We start from the raw sequence: 17,613 nt of genomic DNA on the forward strand, positions 1-17,613 counted from the left end.
TCAAGTCCTAAACTTATTCCTGTGGTAGTTTTTGATATGGTATTCTAAGAATATAAATATTTTTAAAAAAAAAGGCCTAATTTAAAATAAGTATAATACCTTTAAGGGTAAATTTTAAAAGGTGATATTTTGAATACTAAATCCTCAAAAAATGTCATGATTGATGCTTCAAGAATTATTACAGAAGCACTTGTACAATCCGGAGCAGATGTGTTTATAGGATATCCAATAACTCCTTCCAATTTATTTTATAGTTACTCAAAAGAACGTTTTCCAGAATTTTTAGCTGGTCCAGACGAGATATCTGTATTACAATGGATGTGTGGTTATTCGGCAGCAGGAAAAATACCTGTAACAGCAACAGCGTTCCCAGGATTGGCACTAATGACAGAGACGTTAAATATGGCTTATATGATGGAGCTGCCAATGGTACTTATTATTACACAAAGATTAGGCCCAAGTACTGGATCTGCAACAACTGGAGCTCAAGGAGATTTAAAATTTTTAGATGGAATTATTTCTGGTGGTTTTCCACTACCTATATTTTCTCCTTCAAACTTTAATGATGCTTGGACACTTTCAAATAAAGCAGTAAAAACGGCCATTGAATTTAGAACACCTGTAATTATTTTAACCTCAAAGGAATTGGTAATGACTCAAAGAAGTTTTAATATCAATTTACTAGAACCATTAGAGCAAATTAATAGAACGCCAAAAGTAGTTGAACCACCCTATAAACCTTATAAAGCAGGTAAAGATAGGGTACCCACATTTTACCCTTTAGGGAATAATGAATATCAAACACGGTTTAATGCCTCAACACACGATAATGATGGGTTAATTCGTAAAGGAACACCTGAAAGTTTAGCTAATACTTGGAGACTTCGTGAAAAACTAGAAGAAAGAATAAATGAATATTCTTTTTTTGAACTTGATGCTGATGATGGTGCTGATGATTTAATTGTAACTTGGGGTGTATCAGCAGATGCTTCTCGAGATGCTATTAACTTATTACGAAAGAATGGTAAAAAAGTTTCATTGTTAATAGTAAAAACCATACTGCCAATTTCACAAAATATTTTTAATATCATAGATTCTTTTAAGACAGTTACGTTTGCTGAAGAAAATATGACGGGTTTATACAAAGAAATGATATTTGGTAAACGAAAAAATTCTAAAGTTAAAGTAGCAACAAAATTTGGTAGCATGTTAACACCTTCTGAAATTGAAGAAATTGTAAATTAATTTGAATCAAATCTATGGAAGCAGCAAAAAAAATATTAACCAATATTAAGATGCCTTTTTGTCCAGGATGTGGACATGGAGTTTGTGTTAAAAGTATTTCTAAATCATTAGAAAATTTAGGATATAGATCTAAAGATGTTATTATAGTTAGTGATATAGGTTGTTCAGGATTGGTAGATCCATTATTTACTACACATACCATTCATGGGCTTCATGGACGTTCTCCTGCTTTGGGTGTTGGAGTAACATTAGGATTAGACAACCCCAATAAAAAAGTTATTGTTATTCAAGGAGATGGAGGAGCAACTATTGGCTTGCAACATATTTTGGAGGCTGCTCGACGAAATATTGATATGACCTTGGTTGTTATAAATAACCTGCTTTATGGGATGACAGGTGGACAAATGAGTGGTTTATCTACCAATGAATTTAAAGAATATAAGCATAGTAATGATGATGCAGATCCGTATGATGTTGTGAATTTAGCACATCAATCAGGAGCCGCATTTAGTATTCGGGTTAACAATATTTCAAATTTTACCGATGTACTCGAAGAAGCGATTCGTATTTCTGGATTTTCATTAGTTGAATTATCTAGTTTATGTACATCACATGGAATGAAAAAGATTTCAGAAATGAAACACTATATTGTTGCCGAAGAAAAACTTACAAATAACCGTTCTGTTGGTGTAAGTATAAAGCGTAATACAGCTTCCTTATTAGATAAATCAAAAATTTTAACACCTCAATTTACTTCGAAAATAAATGATAGTATAGGTATTGTTATTGCTGGGTCTGCAGGAGGAGGAGTACAATCTGCAGCAAAAATGTTAGCTCAAGCAGCAATTCTATCGGGCTTGTATGCTACAATGAAAGGAGAATATCCTATTACAGTAGGAACTGGATTCTCAGTTGCTGAAGTAATTTTATCAAAAAAACCAATCCATTTTACAGGTTTAGAAAACCCGAAAGTAGTGATGGTAGTTACTGAAGATGGATGGAATAAGGTTAAAAATAGAATTACAAATAGCACTAAAGTTTTTGTAGATACAAAAGTGAGTTATAATAGCACTTTTATTACAAAAGATTTTCTGAAAGTTGGTGGGAAAAAAGGAGCAGCACTAAGTGCAGTATCTTATTGGATTAAAGAATCAGGAGTGTTTCCTATAGAAGCATTATTTAAAGTAGTAGAAGATAGTAAATATGTAACGTCTTTACAAAAAGCGATTAAGGGAGCAGAAGAATTACGGGAGTTAGTCTATGCAGACAGGAAATAAAAAGAAAATTACTACAATATTTTAGGTTTATTTCTAAGAACTTTCTTGTATGCTTGTTTTTTCTTTTTTTCTAAACGTTTTTTAATACTTGATTTGGTAGGTTTTGTTGGCTTCCTTTTTCTTGGAACTTTCAACCCTTTTGTAATGAGTTGTAAAAAACGTTTTATAATAATTTCTTTATTTTTGTGCTGACTTCGGCTTTCATCACATTGTAACAGTAAAACATTTTCTTTCGTAAGTCTGGGTTTTAAGTTTTTTAATAATAATTCTTTTTCTTCATTGGTAAGTTCAGAGGAGTTTTGTATATCAAAAGATAGTTCAATTTTTGAAGAAACTTTGTTTACGTGTTGCCCTCCAGCCCCACTGCTTCTATTGGCTTTAAATTTAAGTTCTTTTATAATTTTTTCATTATCCATTTATCCTAGATTATTAAAATCGTCATTTTGTTGATGTATAAAATGTAAATCTAAATCAGTTAAATTATCTGAAAAACTTTGTAAATTTTGTTTTGAATTTAATATTCCATCAATTTTTTTAACAGCTTTTTCAAATCTAGTTTTTTTATCTCCTTTTAATAAAATATACGGTCTCTCATATTTTTTTAAAGTACCTTCAAAGGCCTTAAACATTTCTAAACGAAGTTCGGGGCGATCTCTTAAATCATCTTTTTCCCAAGGCGTATCAATATAAGTGAGCAAATACAAGTCGTAAGTATTATGTATTGCAGCTTTTTCTAATTCAGGATTCACATAACCTCCGTAATACTCTTCTGAATACACTTTGGTTTCTAATAAATCAGTATCACAAATTAGCACTTTATCGGCTTTTTGAGCCAAATCATTTTCTAATTTCATTTGACCCCTGGCTATAGGCAGTAAATCTGAATTTTGACATGTTTTACGTTCATTATTCCACTTATTTTGTAAGTATTCACGAGCAAATTCAGGAGCCCAAACGGTATTGTAATGCCTAGCTAATTGTTTAGAAAGTGTTGTTTTTCCAGTGCTTTCTGGCCCAAAAAGTACAACCTTTATAATGTTTGTTTTTTGTTGTTTAAGTTTTTCTTCCATGTAAAATATCCTTGTATTGCTAAAATTAAAAATATGCTGTATTGAATTCCTGTAAAACCATATCCTTTTACAAAATATAATGGAATAGAAGCAATATTACCAGCAATCCACAGTATCCAATTTTCTATTTTTTTGTTTGCCATTAGCCACATTGCGGCAAAAAATATTCCAGTGGTAAAAGTATCCAAATAAGGTGTTCCCTGCCTAAAGTTAGTTAAATTTCCCGAAGTAAGTTTTGTAATGGCGTAATTAATACTATCACTAAAACCTAAATTGTTTGGCATTACGTTGTAATACCTGTAAACAACTATCACAAAAATAGATGTAAAAGCAAAAATACCAAATACTTTTATTTTGTCAGTTTTGTTAGTTCTAGATATGGGTATGTGATGCTGTTTATTATCTATTATTTTACTCCACATATACCATCCGTACAAACTCATTACAGTGTAATAAATATTAATAATTAAGTCTCCATAGAGGTTCCATTGGGAAAGTAGATAAACATATATGGCTGTACTAATAATTCCTGTAGGGAAAACTAAAATATTTTCTTTTTTTGCATAAAAAACACTAATTACACCAAATAGAGCAGCAATAAATTCTAATGAAATATTCAAAGCACTTGCAGTTTGGTAGGGCTCAGTAAAAAAGTTAATTAAATCATTCATAATAAGTTGTCTTCAAAAGCATTCCCAACAACAACAATATCTGCACCACTATTAAAAGCCATTTTTATTTGTTGAATAGATTTTATTCCTCCACCTACAATTAACGGAATAGAAATTTGATGCTTTACTTTTTTAATTAAAGTTGAATTTACAGGATTTTTTGCTCCACTTCCAGCTTCTAAATATATTAATTGTTTTCCTTTGTACATTCCTGCAACTGCTGTTGCAATAACCAATTCGGTATTTTTTTGAGAAATAGGTGTTGTATTACTAATTTTTAATACAGATGAATGAGTGCCTCCATCAATTAAAATATAACCAGTAGGTATAATTTCTAAAGATGAATTTATTAGATATGGAACTGCTTTTATTTGTTGTTCAATTAAGTATTCAGGATTTCTACCTGAAAGCAACGATAAAAATAATAAAGCATCAGCGCTGTTGGATACTTGGGAATAATCACCAGGGAATAAAACAATAGGTATTTCAGTATAGTTTTTTAATTTTTTTACAAATAAATCTGTAGTTCCATTTTCCACAAAACTTCCTCCAACAAATATAAAATGCGCATTTAACTTTTCTATTCTTTTTAAGATTGAAGGAATTTCCTGCACAGAAGATTTATCAGGATCTAATAGAACGGCTAATATTTTTTCACCTTTCTTTGACGCCTTTTGTATGTGCGTTAAAATAGCGTTAGTCATTTTTACAGGGTTCTAAAGCATAAACAAGGGTAAAATTTTCAAATTGTTCAAAGCGAATATCATATTTTTTGTTCCAATCTTTCACTTTAATACAGCCTGTAGTTTTTTTATCAGAAATTTGAAATGAATTTATGTCAATATCATTTTTGAAAGTTAAACCTCCGTGAGGATAAATTTTATAAAGAGATTCTTTAGCTCCCCAAATTACAGTTAATTGTACAATATAATCATCATCTTTATGAATAAACCCTCGTTCAAAATTGACAAATTTATGTTGAATAATTTTTATTTTTTCTCTATTTTTTTCAATATCAATTCCAACCTCTCTATCACTAATAATAATGGCTGAAAAAATAAAAGAATGTGTTATGGAAATATATTTATTGTCAGTTAAATGAGGTTTGCCATTTCCATTATAATATAAATCAAAGTCTGAATATCCTGCTTCTTTTAGTAAATGACGTACACTTAAAAATCCGCGTTGGTGCAATTCAGATTTCATAGAAAATAATCTTTCTTTGCTATTATTCGTTAAATCAACATTTTGTAGTAATTCATCAAAAGATTCTTCAATTTTCCAGATGAATATTGAAGAATAATTATTTGGTTTAATGGTTTTGAATAAAGGCATTTAAAATATCAAAGGTATTTTGTACTTTTGCAAAATCTACAAACTAATTTTTAGTTGGTTTTAAATAAAAGACAAATTTAATAAATATGAGTACAGAAACATCAACTTACGTAAAATATAAAGTAAAAGATATAAATCTAGCAGATTGGGGTCGTAAAGAAATTCAATTAGCTGAAGCTGAAATGCCAGGTTTAATGAGTTTAAGAGAAGAATATAAAGGAAAGAAACCTTTAAAAGGAGCGAGAATAGCAGGTTGTTTACATATGACAATTCAAACGGCTGTTTTAATTGAAACCTTAGTTGATTTAGGTGCTGAGGTTACGTGGAGTTCATGTAATATATTTTCTACACAAGATCAGGCCGCTGCGGCAATTGCAGCTACTGGAGTTTCAGTTTATGCTTGGAAAGGAATGAATGAAGAAGAATTTGATTGGTGTATTGAACAAACATTATTTTTTGGAGAAGATAAAAAACCTTTAAATTTAATTTTAGATGATGGAGGAGATTTAACCAATATGGTACTTGATAAATATCCAGAATTAGCTAAAGGAATTAATGGATTATCAGAAGAAACCACAACAGGAGTTCATCGTTTATACGATAGAGTAATTGCAGGAACATTGCCAATTCCAGCCATTAATGTAAATGATTCTGTTACGAAATCTAAATTTGATAATAAATATGGATGTAGAGAAAGTGCTGTTGATGCAATTAGAAGAGCTACTGATATTATGCTGGCAGGAAAAAGAGTTATAGTTTGTGGCTATGGAGATGTTGGAAAAGGTACTGCTGCATCGTTTAAAGGAACAGGAGCTATTGTAACCGTTACAGAAATAGATCCAATTTGTGCTTTACAAGCTGCAATGGATGGTTTTGAGGTAAAAAAATTAGACAGTGTTGTTGGCAATGCTGATATTGTTATTACAACTACCGGAAATAAAGATATTGTTCAGGCACAACATTTTGAGAAAATGAAAGATAAAACCATTGTTTGTAATATTGGACATTTTGATAATGAGTTAGATATGGCTTGGTTGAACGAAAATTATGGAAGTACCAAAGTTGAAATAAAACCGCAAGTTGATAAATATACTATTGGAGATAAAGAAATTATTATTTTGGCAGAAGGACGATTGGTTAATTTAGGTTGTGCTACAGGACATCCTAGTTTTGTAATGAGTAACTCTTTTACAAACCAAACGTTAGCTCAGTTAGAATTATGGAATAATAGAGAAGCTTATGAAAATAAGGTTTATATGTTGCCAAAACACTTAGATGAAAAAGTAGCCCGTTTACATTTAGCTAAAATAGGGGTTGAATTGGAAACATTGCGTGAAGATCAAGCAGCTTATATTGGAGTTAAAGTTGAAGGGCCTTTTAAACCAGATTATTACAGGTATTAATTAAAATAATAATATTTTAAAGCTTTATAGCAATTGCTATAAAGCTTTTTTTATATTTGTTTTGAAAAATTAATTTAATACTTATTTTTATGAAATCAATACTAGTTCCTTTAGGCGATTCTGAAAAAGCAATTTACACATTACAGTATGCTATAGATTTTGCTTCAAAAGTTAATGCTAAAATTTATGTGATTCAAGTTTTTGGAGCTACTAAAGTTGCGGGTGTATTAAAAAACATGAATGAACTTTTAGAAAGAGATAGTAAAGAAGAATTAGCTCATGTTTTAGCAAATGTTGATAAAAAAGGAATTGAAATTATTTCAAAAACAGTTAAGGGCCAGATTGTTGACAGTATTAATAGAGTTGCTACACTTTTAAACGTTGATTTAATAATTGCATCAGCAAAAAATAGCGCGGCTGATTCATCTGTTTATCTAGGAAGAATAACTGGCGGATTAGTAAAACAAACTGAATTACCGATGTTAATTATACCAAAAGGATATAAATTTAAATCTATTAATAATATTTTATTGAGTATACGTTCAGGGTTACTTAAAAAGTCAAATGTTTTAGAACCTTTAAAAGATTTTGTAAAAATATTTAAAGCGAAAGTAAATTTATTACATGTAGTTACACCTCATAACTCAGTTGAAGATAATTTATTAGATCCAGATTTTACAGAAATAGCAGATACTATTGTTAATAGTGAAAATGCCACAGTTTTTCAAGGAGTTTTAGAGCATTTAATAGAAGTTAATCCAGATATGATTTGTGTAATAAGACGTAAACGAGGATTTTTTGCAAAACTTTGGGAGCAAAATAGCATTAAAAAAGTAGATTTTGAAAGTAGAGTTCCTTTATTAATTTTAAAAGGAAATTTATAAAATTAACTGGGGATGTAGCTCAGTTGGCTAGAGCGCTTGACTGGCAGTCAAGAGGTCGTGGGTTCGACTCCCATCTTCTCCACTTTAATAAATTTAGCATAAAAGAGGCTGTCTAAAAAGTGTCATTCTGAATGTAAATGAAGAATCTCCTTGAAATTAAACACTTATATATCAAGATGTTGAGATTTTTCACTTTGTTCAAAATGACAAGTATAATTGCTTTTCAGACAGCCTCTTATTGCAATTTCCCATTAATTCTAAATATACTTCTCTTTTTCCTACTGCCAAAATTGATATTCGTTTTTGAAATAGTTTACGGAGTTTCTTCTTTTGTTTTTAAAAAATCAGGATCCAAAAGGTGAATTTGTGAAAGAATGGTATTAGCTTCATTTTCTTTTCCTTTATTAATAAATTGTAGATACCGAAAGTATTTCAGTCCAATTTCAACATATTTAATTTCACGTTGTGGTAAATTAGAGAGGTAAGGATCTTTGTTTGCGGGTAGTGTTGTATTTAATGTGGTAAAGAGCTTATATAATTCTTGTTTAATAATATAGGTGTCTTTTCCTGCATTAGCTTGCTGTGATAAAATGGGGGCTTTAAATTCTACAGTTCTAAAGTTATCATTGTTAATAGTAGCATTTGAAAAGCGGTTTTTTAACGCATTTAAGTTTCCGAGGTAAAAAAGACCCATCATATGATTAGTTGAGTTGTCTGTATTTCCAACAGAACTAATAACGTTTGATATATTTTTTTTAAGTACTTCTTGATTTAACTTGATACCTTTTTCATGACCTATTAGAGCAATGCTAGCACGAGATTCAGAAAAATCACCACGCCATAAGGTAACCTCAGGAAAAACGGCAGCAAATGTTTTGCAAATAATTTCAAAGCTCTCAGGTGTAAGTTGATATAAGGGAAGCCATTGAGCAAAAACACCTTTCTTTTTAAGATGTGCTTTGGCTTGACGAAAATGCTCAATAGTATAAAGACTTCCTGTTCCTGCATGCCAGGGTGTAAAAAGATCTCCAATAATAACATCGAATTTCTCAGTAGATCCAAGTAAAAAATTACGAGCATCGTCCTCAATTATTTCAACTCGGTTGTCATTAAAAAGATTATTGGTCCAAGGCGAAAAATAGTGCTTTGCAGCAGGTATAACATTAGAAACTAATTCAACAACAACAACTCTTTCTACATTGTGACTTAATGAAGCTCCAGCAGTTATTCCAGTACCCATTCCTAAAAATAATATATTTTTAGGAGAGGGATGTATTAAAAGTGGGATATAACCTTGCATTTGTTCAACCAAAATAGATTTTGAATCTCCAAGTACATAAAAATTATCTAATCGCATCTGTATATTTTTATTTGTCTCTACAATAGAAACAATTCCATCACTAGATTGCCACAGTTTCAATATTTTTTCTCCTTTTTCTAGTCTAACAATAGGAGGGCTAGTTAATGTAACTATAGCAATAATACTTACAATAGGTAAAAATAACCAGCATTTTAACCTTTTGGTATTAAAAGTAAATGCTATATATAGAGCTATAACTCCATAGAATAGTGCCACAGTTTTAATGCTCATAGATATGCCAATAGCATCTAGTAAAATAAAACCTGCAATAACAGGACCAATGGTACTTCCAATTGAATTAAACAAAACTAATTTACCTACAAATTTACCAGGAGCTTGATCTAGTATGGGTGCAGCTTTTAGCAAAAAAGGGAAAATAGCTCCAATAATAACGGTTGGAAAAAATACGACGAGAAAACTTAGTTTAAATACTGATAAGAGGTAGTTAAACCAAGAAGCAGTAGGAGCGAGGTATTCCAAACCGTTTGTTAAGTAATAGAAGATAAGAGGAGTAGTACCAACGGCTATTGCACCTATTGAAAGAAGAATTAATAATACAGATTTTGGTTTTAATGATGTTTTTACGAGCTTATGGGATAATAATCCTCCAAATCCTAAAGCAAAAAGAAACACTACTAATATTGCTGAGAAAGAATAAATTGAATTTTGTAAAACTTGAGCAAACATTCTAGTCCAAATAGTCTCTGCTGAAAGTGCTAATAAACCAGAAGAAAAGGTTAATATTAAAAATTGCACATAGTTAATATTATAAGGGCTGGGAATGTTTACTAACTTCTTTATAGATGTAGTAGTACCCAATTTTTCAGTAATTGAAGATGTTCTTTTGTTACGTACAGTAAGCCTATCTATAATTATTGCAATTACACCAATACTGCCAACTAAAATTATAGCAAAGTAGTATGTAGAATTTACACCAAATTTTGAAAGTAGAAAAAAACCGGCAAAAAAAGCTCCACTTGCTGCTCCTAAAGTATTTACAGCATATAAAAAAGTTCCTTTGCTGGCAAGTTGGTGTTTCTCTTTACCTATATACTGAGCTAAAATAGGAAAAGTACCTCCCATAAGTACCGTTGGAAAAAGTAGTAATACAATACTAAAAATAAATTTAAAAAATGTAAGTAAATTTCGATCTCCATCAATAAATGTGACTATAGAGGCATAGTGAGTTTCATAAAAGGCTATACCTGGAATTAATAGTAGCGCGGTTAAGGCTATTCCAATTTCAACAAAGCCATAAGCAGAAAGAGGACGCTTAAATTTAGATGAAGCATTTCCTAAAAACCATCCTCCAATTGCTAAACCGAGAAAGAAGGCAGCTAATGTTGCTGAGGTTGCGTAAGATGAATTTCCAAAAATTAACCCTAAACGATACATCCAAACAACTTGTAAAATTAAACCTGCCGCTCCTGATAGAAAAAACAAAAAGGATAAGAAGGAAAAACGTTTTAAGCTTAATGTGTTTGAAATTTGAATTGGTTTGACCATAGTTAAAATTATATTGAATGCAATTTATAAAATTAAATGATGTTTCAAATAGAAAAAGAGGCTTACTTTAAGCCTCTTTTTTGAATTAAAAGTATTTTTTTAAAACCTTTATAGGCATTCAACGTAATTAGGATTGTTAGACTCAGATTGAGGAACAGGAAACCTTAAAGTTGAGCTGTATTCACCACCTTTAAAGTATGACCCCCAAGGGAATACACTAGATGGAGGCATTCCATATATATCAACCAATCGGTTCAAGTCACCATGTCTATGGCCTGTACTGAAAAGCCAATAGGCACGTTCTTTCATGTGCGCTAGCATAAGGGCATCTCCAGTTAAACCGGTTAAATCTAATGGAGGTAGACTTAAGGTTGCTCTAAGTGCATTATGAATAGTTTGTACACTGGATACGTCATCAGAATTTGCAGCTGCTTCAGCTTCAATTAATCTGGCTTCAATTCCAGAGGCTAATGCCACAGGAGCATTTGATGACGTGTATTTTAATTGATTGTAATAGAGGGTGATATCATCTTGACCATATACTGTGCCTCCATTCCATGGTGTTCTTGGATCTCCTGAAGAGCGATACATTAATCCATTTCCACCTTTACCATCTGCTATTGAAAATTGGCGACGAACGGTACTCATAATGTATATTCCGTTTTCTTGTCTTTTACTATTTTCAGAATGCTCAATATTATATACAAAATCGTCAGGAACCGATGCTACTTCATTTGCAGCAGCATTAATTTGCCCTAATCCCAGTAATGCACGGGCTTTTCCTACGCTTGCTAAATTGGTTAACTTAGCGTTACCACTACTATTTGCAAGAGCCTGATCAAACCAAGTAATGGCATCGGTAAACATTTGCTCGGTAGATAATGGCATACCATATATTATGTCACCACCATCGGAAGGAACTTTACTAAATGGGACAGCTCCACAAAACGTTTCTGCAAACAAAATATAGGAATACCCTATAATACTTTGCATTTCACTTTCAACATCTGAAAGACCACCAAAATTAACAGCTAAATCTACAGTAGCTTCTGCACCAGCTCTTGCCTTGTGTAGGTTACCATAAATACGAGTTATATCGCCATTTGTGTTTTGAAGAATCCTTGTGTCTCCTTCACGACGCGTTGGGAATGTTCCAGAGTAATCATACTCATCAGACATTAAGCCACTCATTACTATTAGGCCTGTAGTTGCACCATGTCCAGCGGCAGCACCACTGATAGCAATAGAAAGATCACCTAATGATCCGGCTTTAAGTGTTTGAATACCAGTCTCACTGTTTAAGGATTCTGGAGTCACAATATCTGGATCAACAACTTCAACCATAGAATCACACGATATCATTCCAAAGGTTAGAAGTATAGATAGGCTGGTTAAAACTAACCAACGGAGACTTCCTTTTTTATTTTTCTCTAAATTTTTCATAATTCAAGTATATCGTTATTATTGTTAGAATAATTATTTTTAAAATGTAAAATTCAAACGAGCTTTGAATGAACGTAATGGCGGCTGACTTAGAAACTCCTGAGATGTGAAATTTGATTGACCAGTAGAGCTAATTTCGGGATCAAGTCCTGAGTAATTAGTCCACAATCCAAGGTTTTGACCAGATATTGTTAGACTTACACTATCAAATCCAAGTTTACTTGCAAAAGTATTTGGAGCATTGTAAGTAATAGATATTTCACGTAATCTCCAGAATGAGGCATCTTCAATATATCCAGCATTTGTACCAAAAAATTTAGAAGCTACTGCACGTGCTTGACCAGCTAAAGATGCATTAGGGTCATTTAATTCCTGAGTGTTACCGTTACCGTTTCTCCAAGCTCCTGTATTATTATAAAGCTTTTGACCTCCTTTGTAATTTAAAAGACTTTTTAGAACAAGACGGTTATTAAATAAACCAACTTTTGGAATAAGTGAAATGTCAGTAGTCGCAAATGGAGTACCTAAATATTCTGTTTCACCAACTGTAACCTCACTTTGACTTATAAGGCCATCACCATTTGCATCACTGTAGGTATATGTTTCATCCCAATAACCTCCTAATGGATAACCTTCTGTATGTCTTTGAACTCCAAAAATTACAGGTTGAATTCCATCTCCAAGTACTTTAAGCTCATTGTTTGTAAAAGAACCTATAAAGTTTAAGTCAAAATAGAATTCTTCTTTATCAATAATACTGGTGTTTAATGCTATTTCAATACCCGTATTTTGAACAGAACCTAAATTTTCAAATCGACCATTACCAACTCCGAGAGATAAAGGTAATTGTCTGAATATTAAAGCATCTTCAGTTTGTTTATTAAAATAGGTGAATTCTAAGCCAATACGATTAGCTAAAAATTTAGCATCAAAACCAAATTCTAATTCACTTGAACGCTCAGGTTTTAAATCGGCATTTCCAACACCTCCAAGTGTTACACCAGTAACGCTTACTCCGTCTATAGTAGCAGCAATTGGAGTGAAAAAGCGCAAGGCATCATTGGTTCCAGGTTGTACACCTGAAGCACCCCAAGCTCCTCTTACTCTAAGAGAATTAATCCAATTTTCACTATCTTTATTAAAGAAATCCTCTTCAGAAACTAACCAAGAAGTACTTACTTTAGGATAAAAAACAGAGTTGAATGAGGCTCCAAAAGAGCTTCCTCTATCTGCACGTACAGCAGCTGTAACAAATAGTTTTCCATTGAACCCTACTTGCTCTTCAAAGAATATACCAACCGTACGCTGTTCTATTGTTGATTCAGAACTTTGTGTTACTGCTGCCGCAGCAATAGAGTTACTTCCTGCAACTAATTGAAAACCTGAAGCAAAGGTACCTTGTGAAAGTTTTTGTAAATATTGAAAACCTACTGAAGATCGCGATGTTATATCTTCAGAAAAATTAGTTTTATATGAACCTACGATATCGAGGGTATAAACAAAGTCGTTAAATCTATTTGAAAAACGAGCACCTTGATCATAATTAAGAAAAGCTGGTGCTTCACCTGTTGGAAAAAATTGACTATCCCAACGTGAATTAAAATCTAACCCACCAAATATACGTACGTTAATTTTATCGGTTGGTTTCCATAAAGTTTCAAGACCAGAAGTAAAACGATTAATTAATTGACGTGTATCAATAGTAAATAGTTCGGCTGGTGTAAATTCACCCCAACCATCATTTATGTCAATAGACGAAGTACCGTTAAGGCCTTGCCCCATTAAACCAAGTGCAAAATTATCATTTAAAGGTAATTGTAAATCGCTGTTTGTATAACCAGTTGTTAAACTTATTTTTAGTTTATCGCTAATTTTTGCACTAAAATTTCCTCTAAAATTAGTTCTTCTAATATTATTAATAGGAAGTACACCTTCACTATCATTATAACTACCAGAAAGAAAGTAAGTAATGGATTCATTACCTCCTGAAACACTAATTCCAGCACCATACGAATTTCCTGTTCGGAAAGGAGAGGTTCTAGGATCATTAAGAGGTTGAAAAGAATCAACTCTGCTTGGTGTAAATGTACCATCAGCAGCTTCATAATTGAAACCAGGATTACCTGCGGCATCATAAGCTTGATAGTTTTTAGGGTAGGTTGCTATATCTTTTACTGAACCAGATTCCATAAAAGCTCTCCATCTTGCTTTACCTATTTTTCCTTTTTTAGTAGTAATTAAAATTACACCATTGGCTGCAATAGAACCATATAAGGTTGCTGCAGAAGGGCCTTTAATTACTTCAATACTTTCAATGTCTTCTGGATTGATGTCGTCTAATCGAGAAGGCGCTTGTCCTCCAGTTTCAAATGAAATGGAATTTGATTCATTGTTAATCAAAACTCCATCAACATAAATTACAGGATTATTGGAAAGTGATGCGCTATTTGATCCTCGAATACGAATTCTAGAACCCATACCTACAGATCCACCACTGCTACTAATTTGAACACCTGTTGCTTGTCCTTGAAGTAAATCAGAAATATTGGAAATAGGACGTTCATTAATATCGTCTGTTACATTAAATTTAGAAATGGCATTACCCATTTCAATTCTTCTACGTGGACCTGTAGCTGTAATGATAACTTCATCCAAAGATTGATTATCTTCTTCCATCACAACATTTATAATTGATTTTTGTCCAGCAATTACTCGAACACTTTTCATACCAAGATAGGTAAAGATAAGTACAGAGTCATCTGAACTTACATCAATACTATAATTACCATCGAAATCTGATATTGTGCCAGAAGACATTCCTTCTACTGCAATATTAACACCCATTAGTGGTTGGTTGTTTACATCAGTTACAACTCCAGTTATTTCTCGTTGTGGAACAATCTTTTTCTTTACTAGATTGGTGTTGTTTAGTGTTTTTTTTGCAACTGCTTTTAAAATTATTTGCTTATTAAAGACTTCAAAAGCAACATCTGTATTGAAAAATATTTTCTTTAAAATGGATGAGATAGGTTCTTTTTTAGCTTTAATAGAAATTATCTTTTTATAGTCAACTTCAAGATCGTTGTACATAAATTTGAAATCACTAAGTGTTTCAATTTTGTTTAAAACATTTTCGATAGTTTCATTTTCCATATGTAATGTAATCTTAGTCTTTTGAGCATAAGAATCATTTGCATGAAGGTTAAAGAATGATGCTATCAATAATAATGTAGTAATTTTCATTTTTAAATCGAATTTTAATTGAAAAGAGGTATCTCTTTTTTGCTTAAATAGATTTTTCATATTTTTGTAATAAATTATGTGATTAATAATTTTTAATCATTCCCTAAATCGGAAAGTGGTAGAGCATTTTCCGGTTTTTTTATTCTTACAATTGTGCTTTTAAAAGTAAAGAATAGGGTGATAGTCTTTTTTGATTTTTTAATTATTTAGTTATTTTTTATTCCATATTGTTTGGTGTTTTTGGTTAGTTAATAATTATTTGTTTATTTATTATTGAGTAATTAATCCCATAATTTTTATGAAATGTTTGCATTACCTGCTCAATGGTTTCAGAATCAAAACTAGCGGTAAAAAATTCATTGCCTAATGTTTTGTTATTATTCATTATTGTAACATCATATTGTCTTTCTAATTTTTTTATAATATTCTTAAAAGGTAAATGTCTAAACATAATCTTACCTTTTATCCAAGCAGTATGTAGTGCTATATCTGCTCTATTAATAGAAATTTTATTGTCACGTTTATTCCATGATGCTTTGTAGCCAGGTTTCAATAATATAGAATTTGTTTTATTATAAATGTTAGTATTGTTAAATATTCTTACAATACCTTCTACTAATACGGTATTTATTTGATTATTTTCAGGATAGGAAGATGCATTGAACTTTGTGCCAAGCACCCGAACTCCAACGTCGTTCATATTAACAATAAAGGGATGAAGAGAGTCTTTAGCAACATCAAAAAAGGCTTCACCATTTAAAAAAACTTGCCTGTCTTCTCCTTTTAGAAATTTCACGGGATATTTTAATGATGTTCCTGAATTTAAATGAATATGTGTGCCTTCAGATAATTTTAATTCAAACCGTTTTCCATAAGGAACAGTTAAAGTATTATAAACTAGTTTTTCAACTTCAACTTCATTATCGTATATTAATTGATTTCCTTTTTGGGAGCCAATAATTGCACCATTTTTACTTACAATATTAGCTGTACCATTTTCAGAGAGTACTTTAATGCTGCCATTATCCAATTGTAATATTATTGAATTATGATCTATTGCAACTGGGGCACTTTTTTTATCATTAAAAAAATAGTTGTGCATAATATAACCCGTACTTAAAAACAATAATGCTATTGCCGCATATTTAAATGTTTGTTTAATCTTGAACCTCGATAAAATGCTTTTATCTTTTCTAATTTTGTCAAGTAAAAGTTTATGGGATTTTTTTGTATTGTATTGGGACATATTATAGCGTATTGCATGGTCTGTTTTAACACTAGAGATTAGCAATTCATTATTATCTTGCTCTTCTATCCATGTGCTTAAGTAATCCAATTCATCTGTAGATATTGAATTTGTAAAATATTTTGCAATTAATTCTTCACTTTTTGTGCGTTTCATTATTTATAATACGAGGCTAATTATCAAAACCCTAACATATTTCATTTTTTTTTATTAATATTGGCATATAATAATTAAATAATTCACAATTCTTAGTTTATGAAGCGTAATTTTGAAGAAAATGCCAATTTAATTTTTCACTTAAAAAAAGGTAATGAACAGGCGTATTCTTTTTTAGTAAATTACTATAATCACAGATTATGTGTTTATGCTAATAGTTTGATAAATGATAAATCTTTAGCAGAAGATATTGTACAGAATGTATTTATAAAAACTTGGGAAAAGCGAAAATTCCTAATAGAAGATTTTTCAATACGAAGTTTTTTATACAAATCTGTTTATAATGAATATATTGATCAATACAGGAAGAACCGCTCGGTTACTTTATTAGAAAAAAAATATATTGAAGCTTTAGATACTATTGTAGAAGAGGATTATTCTGTTTTAGAAAAACTGTATATAATGGTTCAAAAAGAAGTGCATAATTTGCCGCCAAAATGCAAAAACGTTTTCTTATTGAGTAAGCAGGAGGGATTGAGTAATATAGAAATTTCAGAACACCTTAATGTTTCTGTAAAAACAGTTGAATCTCATATTACAAAGGCATTTTGCCTTATTCGTGAACGGGTAAACGTAAAGATTCATACAATTACTGCATTTTTTATATTGTTTGATGAAAATAAACCTATTTCACATTAATTAATGTGCTAAACAATTAATATAACCTACCTATTGTTTATTTAACTTTGTATTGTAAGCTTCAAGAAAGTTGAT

The 17,613-nt window shown here is 31.3% G+C and carries 14 protein-coding genes and 1 tRNA gene; 6 read left to right on the forward strand and 9 right to left on the reverse strand.

Going from position 1 to position 17,613, the window contains the following annotated elements:
• Positions 1 to 129: 129 nt before the first annotated feature.
• Together Lupro_RS10565 and Lupro_RS10570 are read left to right on the forward strand one after the other, a co-directional pair.
• Positions 130 to 1,245, forward strand: a complete 1,116-nt coding sequence (locus Lupro_RS10565; RefSeq protein ID WP_144439138.1) for a hypothetical protein — start codon at positions 130 to 132, stop codon at positions 1,243 to 1,245.
• Between the two features lie 14 nt (positions 1,246 to 1,259).
• Positions 1,260 to 2,522 (forward strand): thiamine pyrophosphate-dependent enzyme, encoded by a 1,263-nt coding sequence (locus tag Lupro_RS10570; protein ID WP_068209890.1) that lies wholly within the window; start codon positions 1,260 to 1,262, stop codon positions 2,520 to 2,522.
• Positions 2,523 to 2,533: 11 nt separating this feature from the next.
• Here Lupro_RS10570 and arfB read toward each other — a convergent pair whose 3' ends face one another.
• Genes arfB through Lupro_RS10595 form a run of 5 tightly spaced genes read right to left on the reverse strand, consistent with a single transcriptional unit; the run spans position 2,534 to position 5,598 of the window.
• On the reverse strand, positions 2,534 to 2,938 hold the full coding sequence (gene arfB, locus Lupro_RS10575; RefSeq protein WP_068209893.1) for an alternative ribosome rescue aminoacyl-tRNA hydrolase ArfB: 405 nt from the start codon (positions 2,936 to 2,938) through the stop codon (positions 2,534 to 2,536).
• Positions 2,939 to 3,592, reverse strand: a complete 654-nt coding sequence (locus Lupro_RS10580) for an AAA family ATPase (RefSeq protein WP_068209895.1) — start codon at positions 3,590 to 3,592, stop codon at positions 2,939 to 2,941.
• On the reverse strand, positions 3,553 to 4,263 hold the full coding sequence (pnuC, locus tag Lupro_RS10585; RefSeq protein ID WP_068209898.1) for a nicotinamide riboside transporter PnuC: 711 nt from the start codon (positions 4,261 to 4,263) through the stop codon (positions 3,553 to 3,555). The genes Lupro_RS10580 and pnuC overlap by 40 nt, the downstream gene beginning before the upstream one ends.
• Complete coding sequence (locus tag Lupro_RS10590) at positions 4,260 to 4,967, reverse strand: phosphoglycerol geranylgeranyltransferase (RefSeq protein WP_068209901.1); 708 nt, start codon at positions 4,965 to 4,967, stop codon at positions 4,260 to 4,262. Before Lupro_RS10590 ends, pnuC begins: the two co-directional genes overlap by 4 nt.
• Entirely contained in the window at positions 4,960 to 5,598 is a 639-nt protein-coding gene (locus tag Lupro_RS10595; protein ID WP_068209904.1) for a 4'-phosphopantetheinyl transferase family protein, read from the reverse strand. Before Lupro_RS10595 ends, Lupro_RS10590 begins: the two co-directional genes overlap by 8 nt.
• Before the next feature lie 86 nt (positions 5,599 to 5,684).
• Between Lupro_RS10595 and ahcY the strand changes: the two genes are divergently transcribed.
• The 3 genes from ahcY to Lupro_RS10610 all read left to right on the forward strand — a co-directional run bounded on the left by ahcY (position 5,685) and on the right by Lupro_RS10610 (position 7,967).
• Positions 5,685 to 7,001, forward strand: a complete 1,317-nt coding sequence (gene ahcY, locus Lupro_RS10600; protein WP_068209907.1) for an adenosylhomocysteinase — start codon at positions 5,685 to 5,687, stop codon at positions 6,999 to 7,001.
• Positions 7,002 to 7,090: 89 nt separating this feature from the next.
• Positions 7,091 to 7,885, forward strand: a complete 795-nt coding sequence (locus Lupro_RS10605) for a universal stress protein (RefSeq protein ID WP_068209910.1) — start codon at positions 7,091 to 7,093, stop codon at positions 7,883 to 7,885.
• Between the two features lie 8 nt (positions 7,886 to 7,893).
• A tRNA-Ala gene (locus tag Lupro_RS10610) sits at positions 7,894 to 7,967 on the forward strand.
• A gap of 231 nt (positions 7,968 to 8,198) precedes the next feature.
• Here the strand turns inward: Lupro_RS10610 and Lupro_RS10615 are convergent.
• The 4 genes from Lupro_RS10615 to Lupro_RS10630 all read right to left on the reverse strand — a co-directional run bounded on the left by Lupro_RS10615 (position 8,199) and on the right by Lupro_RS10630 (position 16,839).
• Complete coding sequence (locus Lupro_RS10615) at positions 8,199 to 10,751, reverse strand: fused MFS/spermidine synthase (RefSeq protein ID WP_068209913.1); 2,553 nt, start codon at positions 10,749 to 10,751, stop codon at positions 8,199 to 8,201.
• A gap of 108 nt (positions 10,752 to 10,859) precedes the next feature.
• On the reverse strand, positions 10,860 to 12,194 hold the full coding sequence (locus Lupro_RS10620) for a RagB/SusD family nutrient uptake outer membrane protein (protein ID WP_144439139.1): 1,335 nt from the start codon (positions 12,192 to 12,194) through the stop codon (positions 10,860 to 10,862).
• Between the two features lie 39 nt (positions 12,195 to 12,233).
• Positions 12,234 to 15,497 carry a SusC/RagA family TonB-linked outer membrane protein gene (locus tag Lupro_RS10625; protein ID WP_068209919.1) on the reverse strand — a complete coding sequence of 1,088 codons (3,264 nt, stop codon included), beginning with the start codon at positions 15,495 to 15,497 and terminating at the stop codon, positions 12,234 to 12,236.
• Between the two features lie 184 nt (positions 15,498 to 15,681).
• Complete coding sequence (locus Lupro_RS10630) at positions 15,682 to 16,839, reverse strand: FecR family protein (protein ID WP_068209923.1); 1,158 nt, start codon at positions 16,837 to 16,839, stop codon at positions 15,682 to 15,684.
• A 99-nt stretch (positions 16,840 to 16,938) separates the two neighbouring features.
• Between Lupro_RS10630 and Lupro_RS10635 the strand changes: the two genes are divergently transcribed.
• Positions 16,939 to 17,538 carry an RNA polymerase sigma factor gene (locus Lupro_RS10635; RefSeq protein ID WP_068209926.1) on the forward strand — a complete coding sequence of 200 codons (600 nt, stop codon included), beginning with the start codon at positions 16,939 to 16,941 and terminating at the stop codon, positions 17,536 to 17,538.
• Positions 17,539 to 17,613: the final 75 nt, after the last annotated feature.

This window comes from Lutibacter profundi (genome assembly GCF_001543325.1).
Classification (GTDB): Bacteria; Bacteroidota; Bacteroidia; order Flavobacteriales; family Flavobacteriaceae; genus Lutibacter; species Lutibacter profundi.

Excerpts from the sequence above, each read along its gene's own strand:
- Lupro_RS10570 (WP_068209890.1), top strand. The coding sequence starts at position 1,260 with ATGGAAGCAGCAAAAAAAATATTAACCAATATTAAGATGCCTTTTTGT.
- arfB (WP_068209893.1), bottom strand. The coding sequence starts at position 2,938 with ATGGATAATGAAAAAATTATAAAAGAACTTAAATTTAAAGCCAATAGA.
- Lupro_RS10580 (WP_068209895.1), bottom strand. The coding sequence starts at position 3,592 with ATGGAAGAAAAACTTAAACAACAAAAAACAAACATTATAAAGGTTGTA.
- pnuC (WP_068209898.1), bottom strand. The coding sequence starts at position 4,263 with ATGAATGATTTAATTAACTTTTTTACTGAGCCCTACCAAACTGCAAGT.
- Lupro_RS10590 (WP_068209901.1), bottom strand. The coding sequence starts at position 4,967 with ATGACTAACGCTATTTTAACGCACATACAAAAGGCGTCAAAGAAAGGT.
- Lupro_RS10595 (WP_068209904.1), bottom strand. The coding sequence starts at position 5,598 with ATGCCTTTATTCAAAACCATTAAACCAAATAATTATTCTTCAATATTC.
- ahcY (WP_068209907.1), top strand. The coding sequence starts at position 5,685 with ATGAGTACAGAAACATCAACTTACGTAAAATATAAAGTAAAAGATATA.
- Lupro_RS10605 (WP_068209910.1), top strand. The coding sequence starts at position 7,091 with ATGAAATCAATACTAGTTCCTTTAGGCGATTCTGAAAAAGCAATTTAC.
- Lupro_RS10615 (WP_068209913.1), bottom strand. The coding sequence starts at position 10,751 with ATGGTCAAACCAATTCAAATTTCAAACACATTAAGCTTAAAACGTTTT.
- Lupro_RS10620 (WP_144439139.1), bottom strand. The coding sequence starts at position 12,194 with ATGAAAAATTTAGAGAAAAATAAAAAAGGAAGTCTCCGTTGGTTAGTT.
- Lupro_RS10625 (WP_068209919.1), bottom strand. The coding sequence starts at position 15,497 with ATGAAAAATCTATTTAAGCAAAAAAGAGATACCTCTTTTCAATTAAAA.
- Lupro_RS10630 (WP_068209923.1), bottom strand. The coding sequence starts at position 16,839 with ATGAAACGCACAAAAAGTGAAGAATTAATTGCAAAATATTTTACAAAT.
- Lupro_RS10635 (WP_068209926.1), top strand. The coding sequence starts at position 16,939 with ATGAAGCGTAATTTTGAAGAAAATGCCAATTTAATTTTTCACTTAAAA.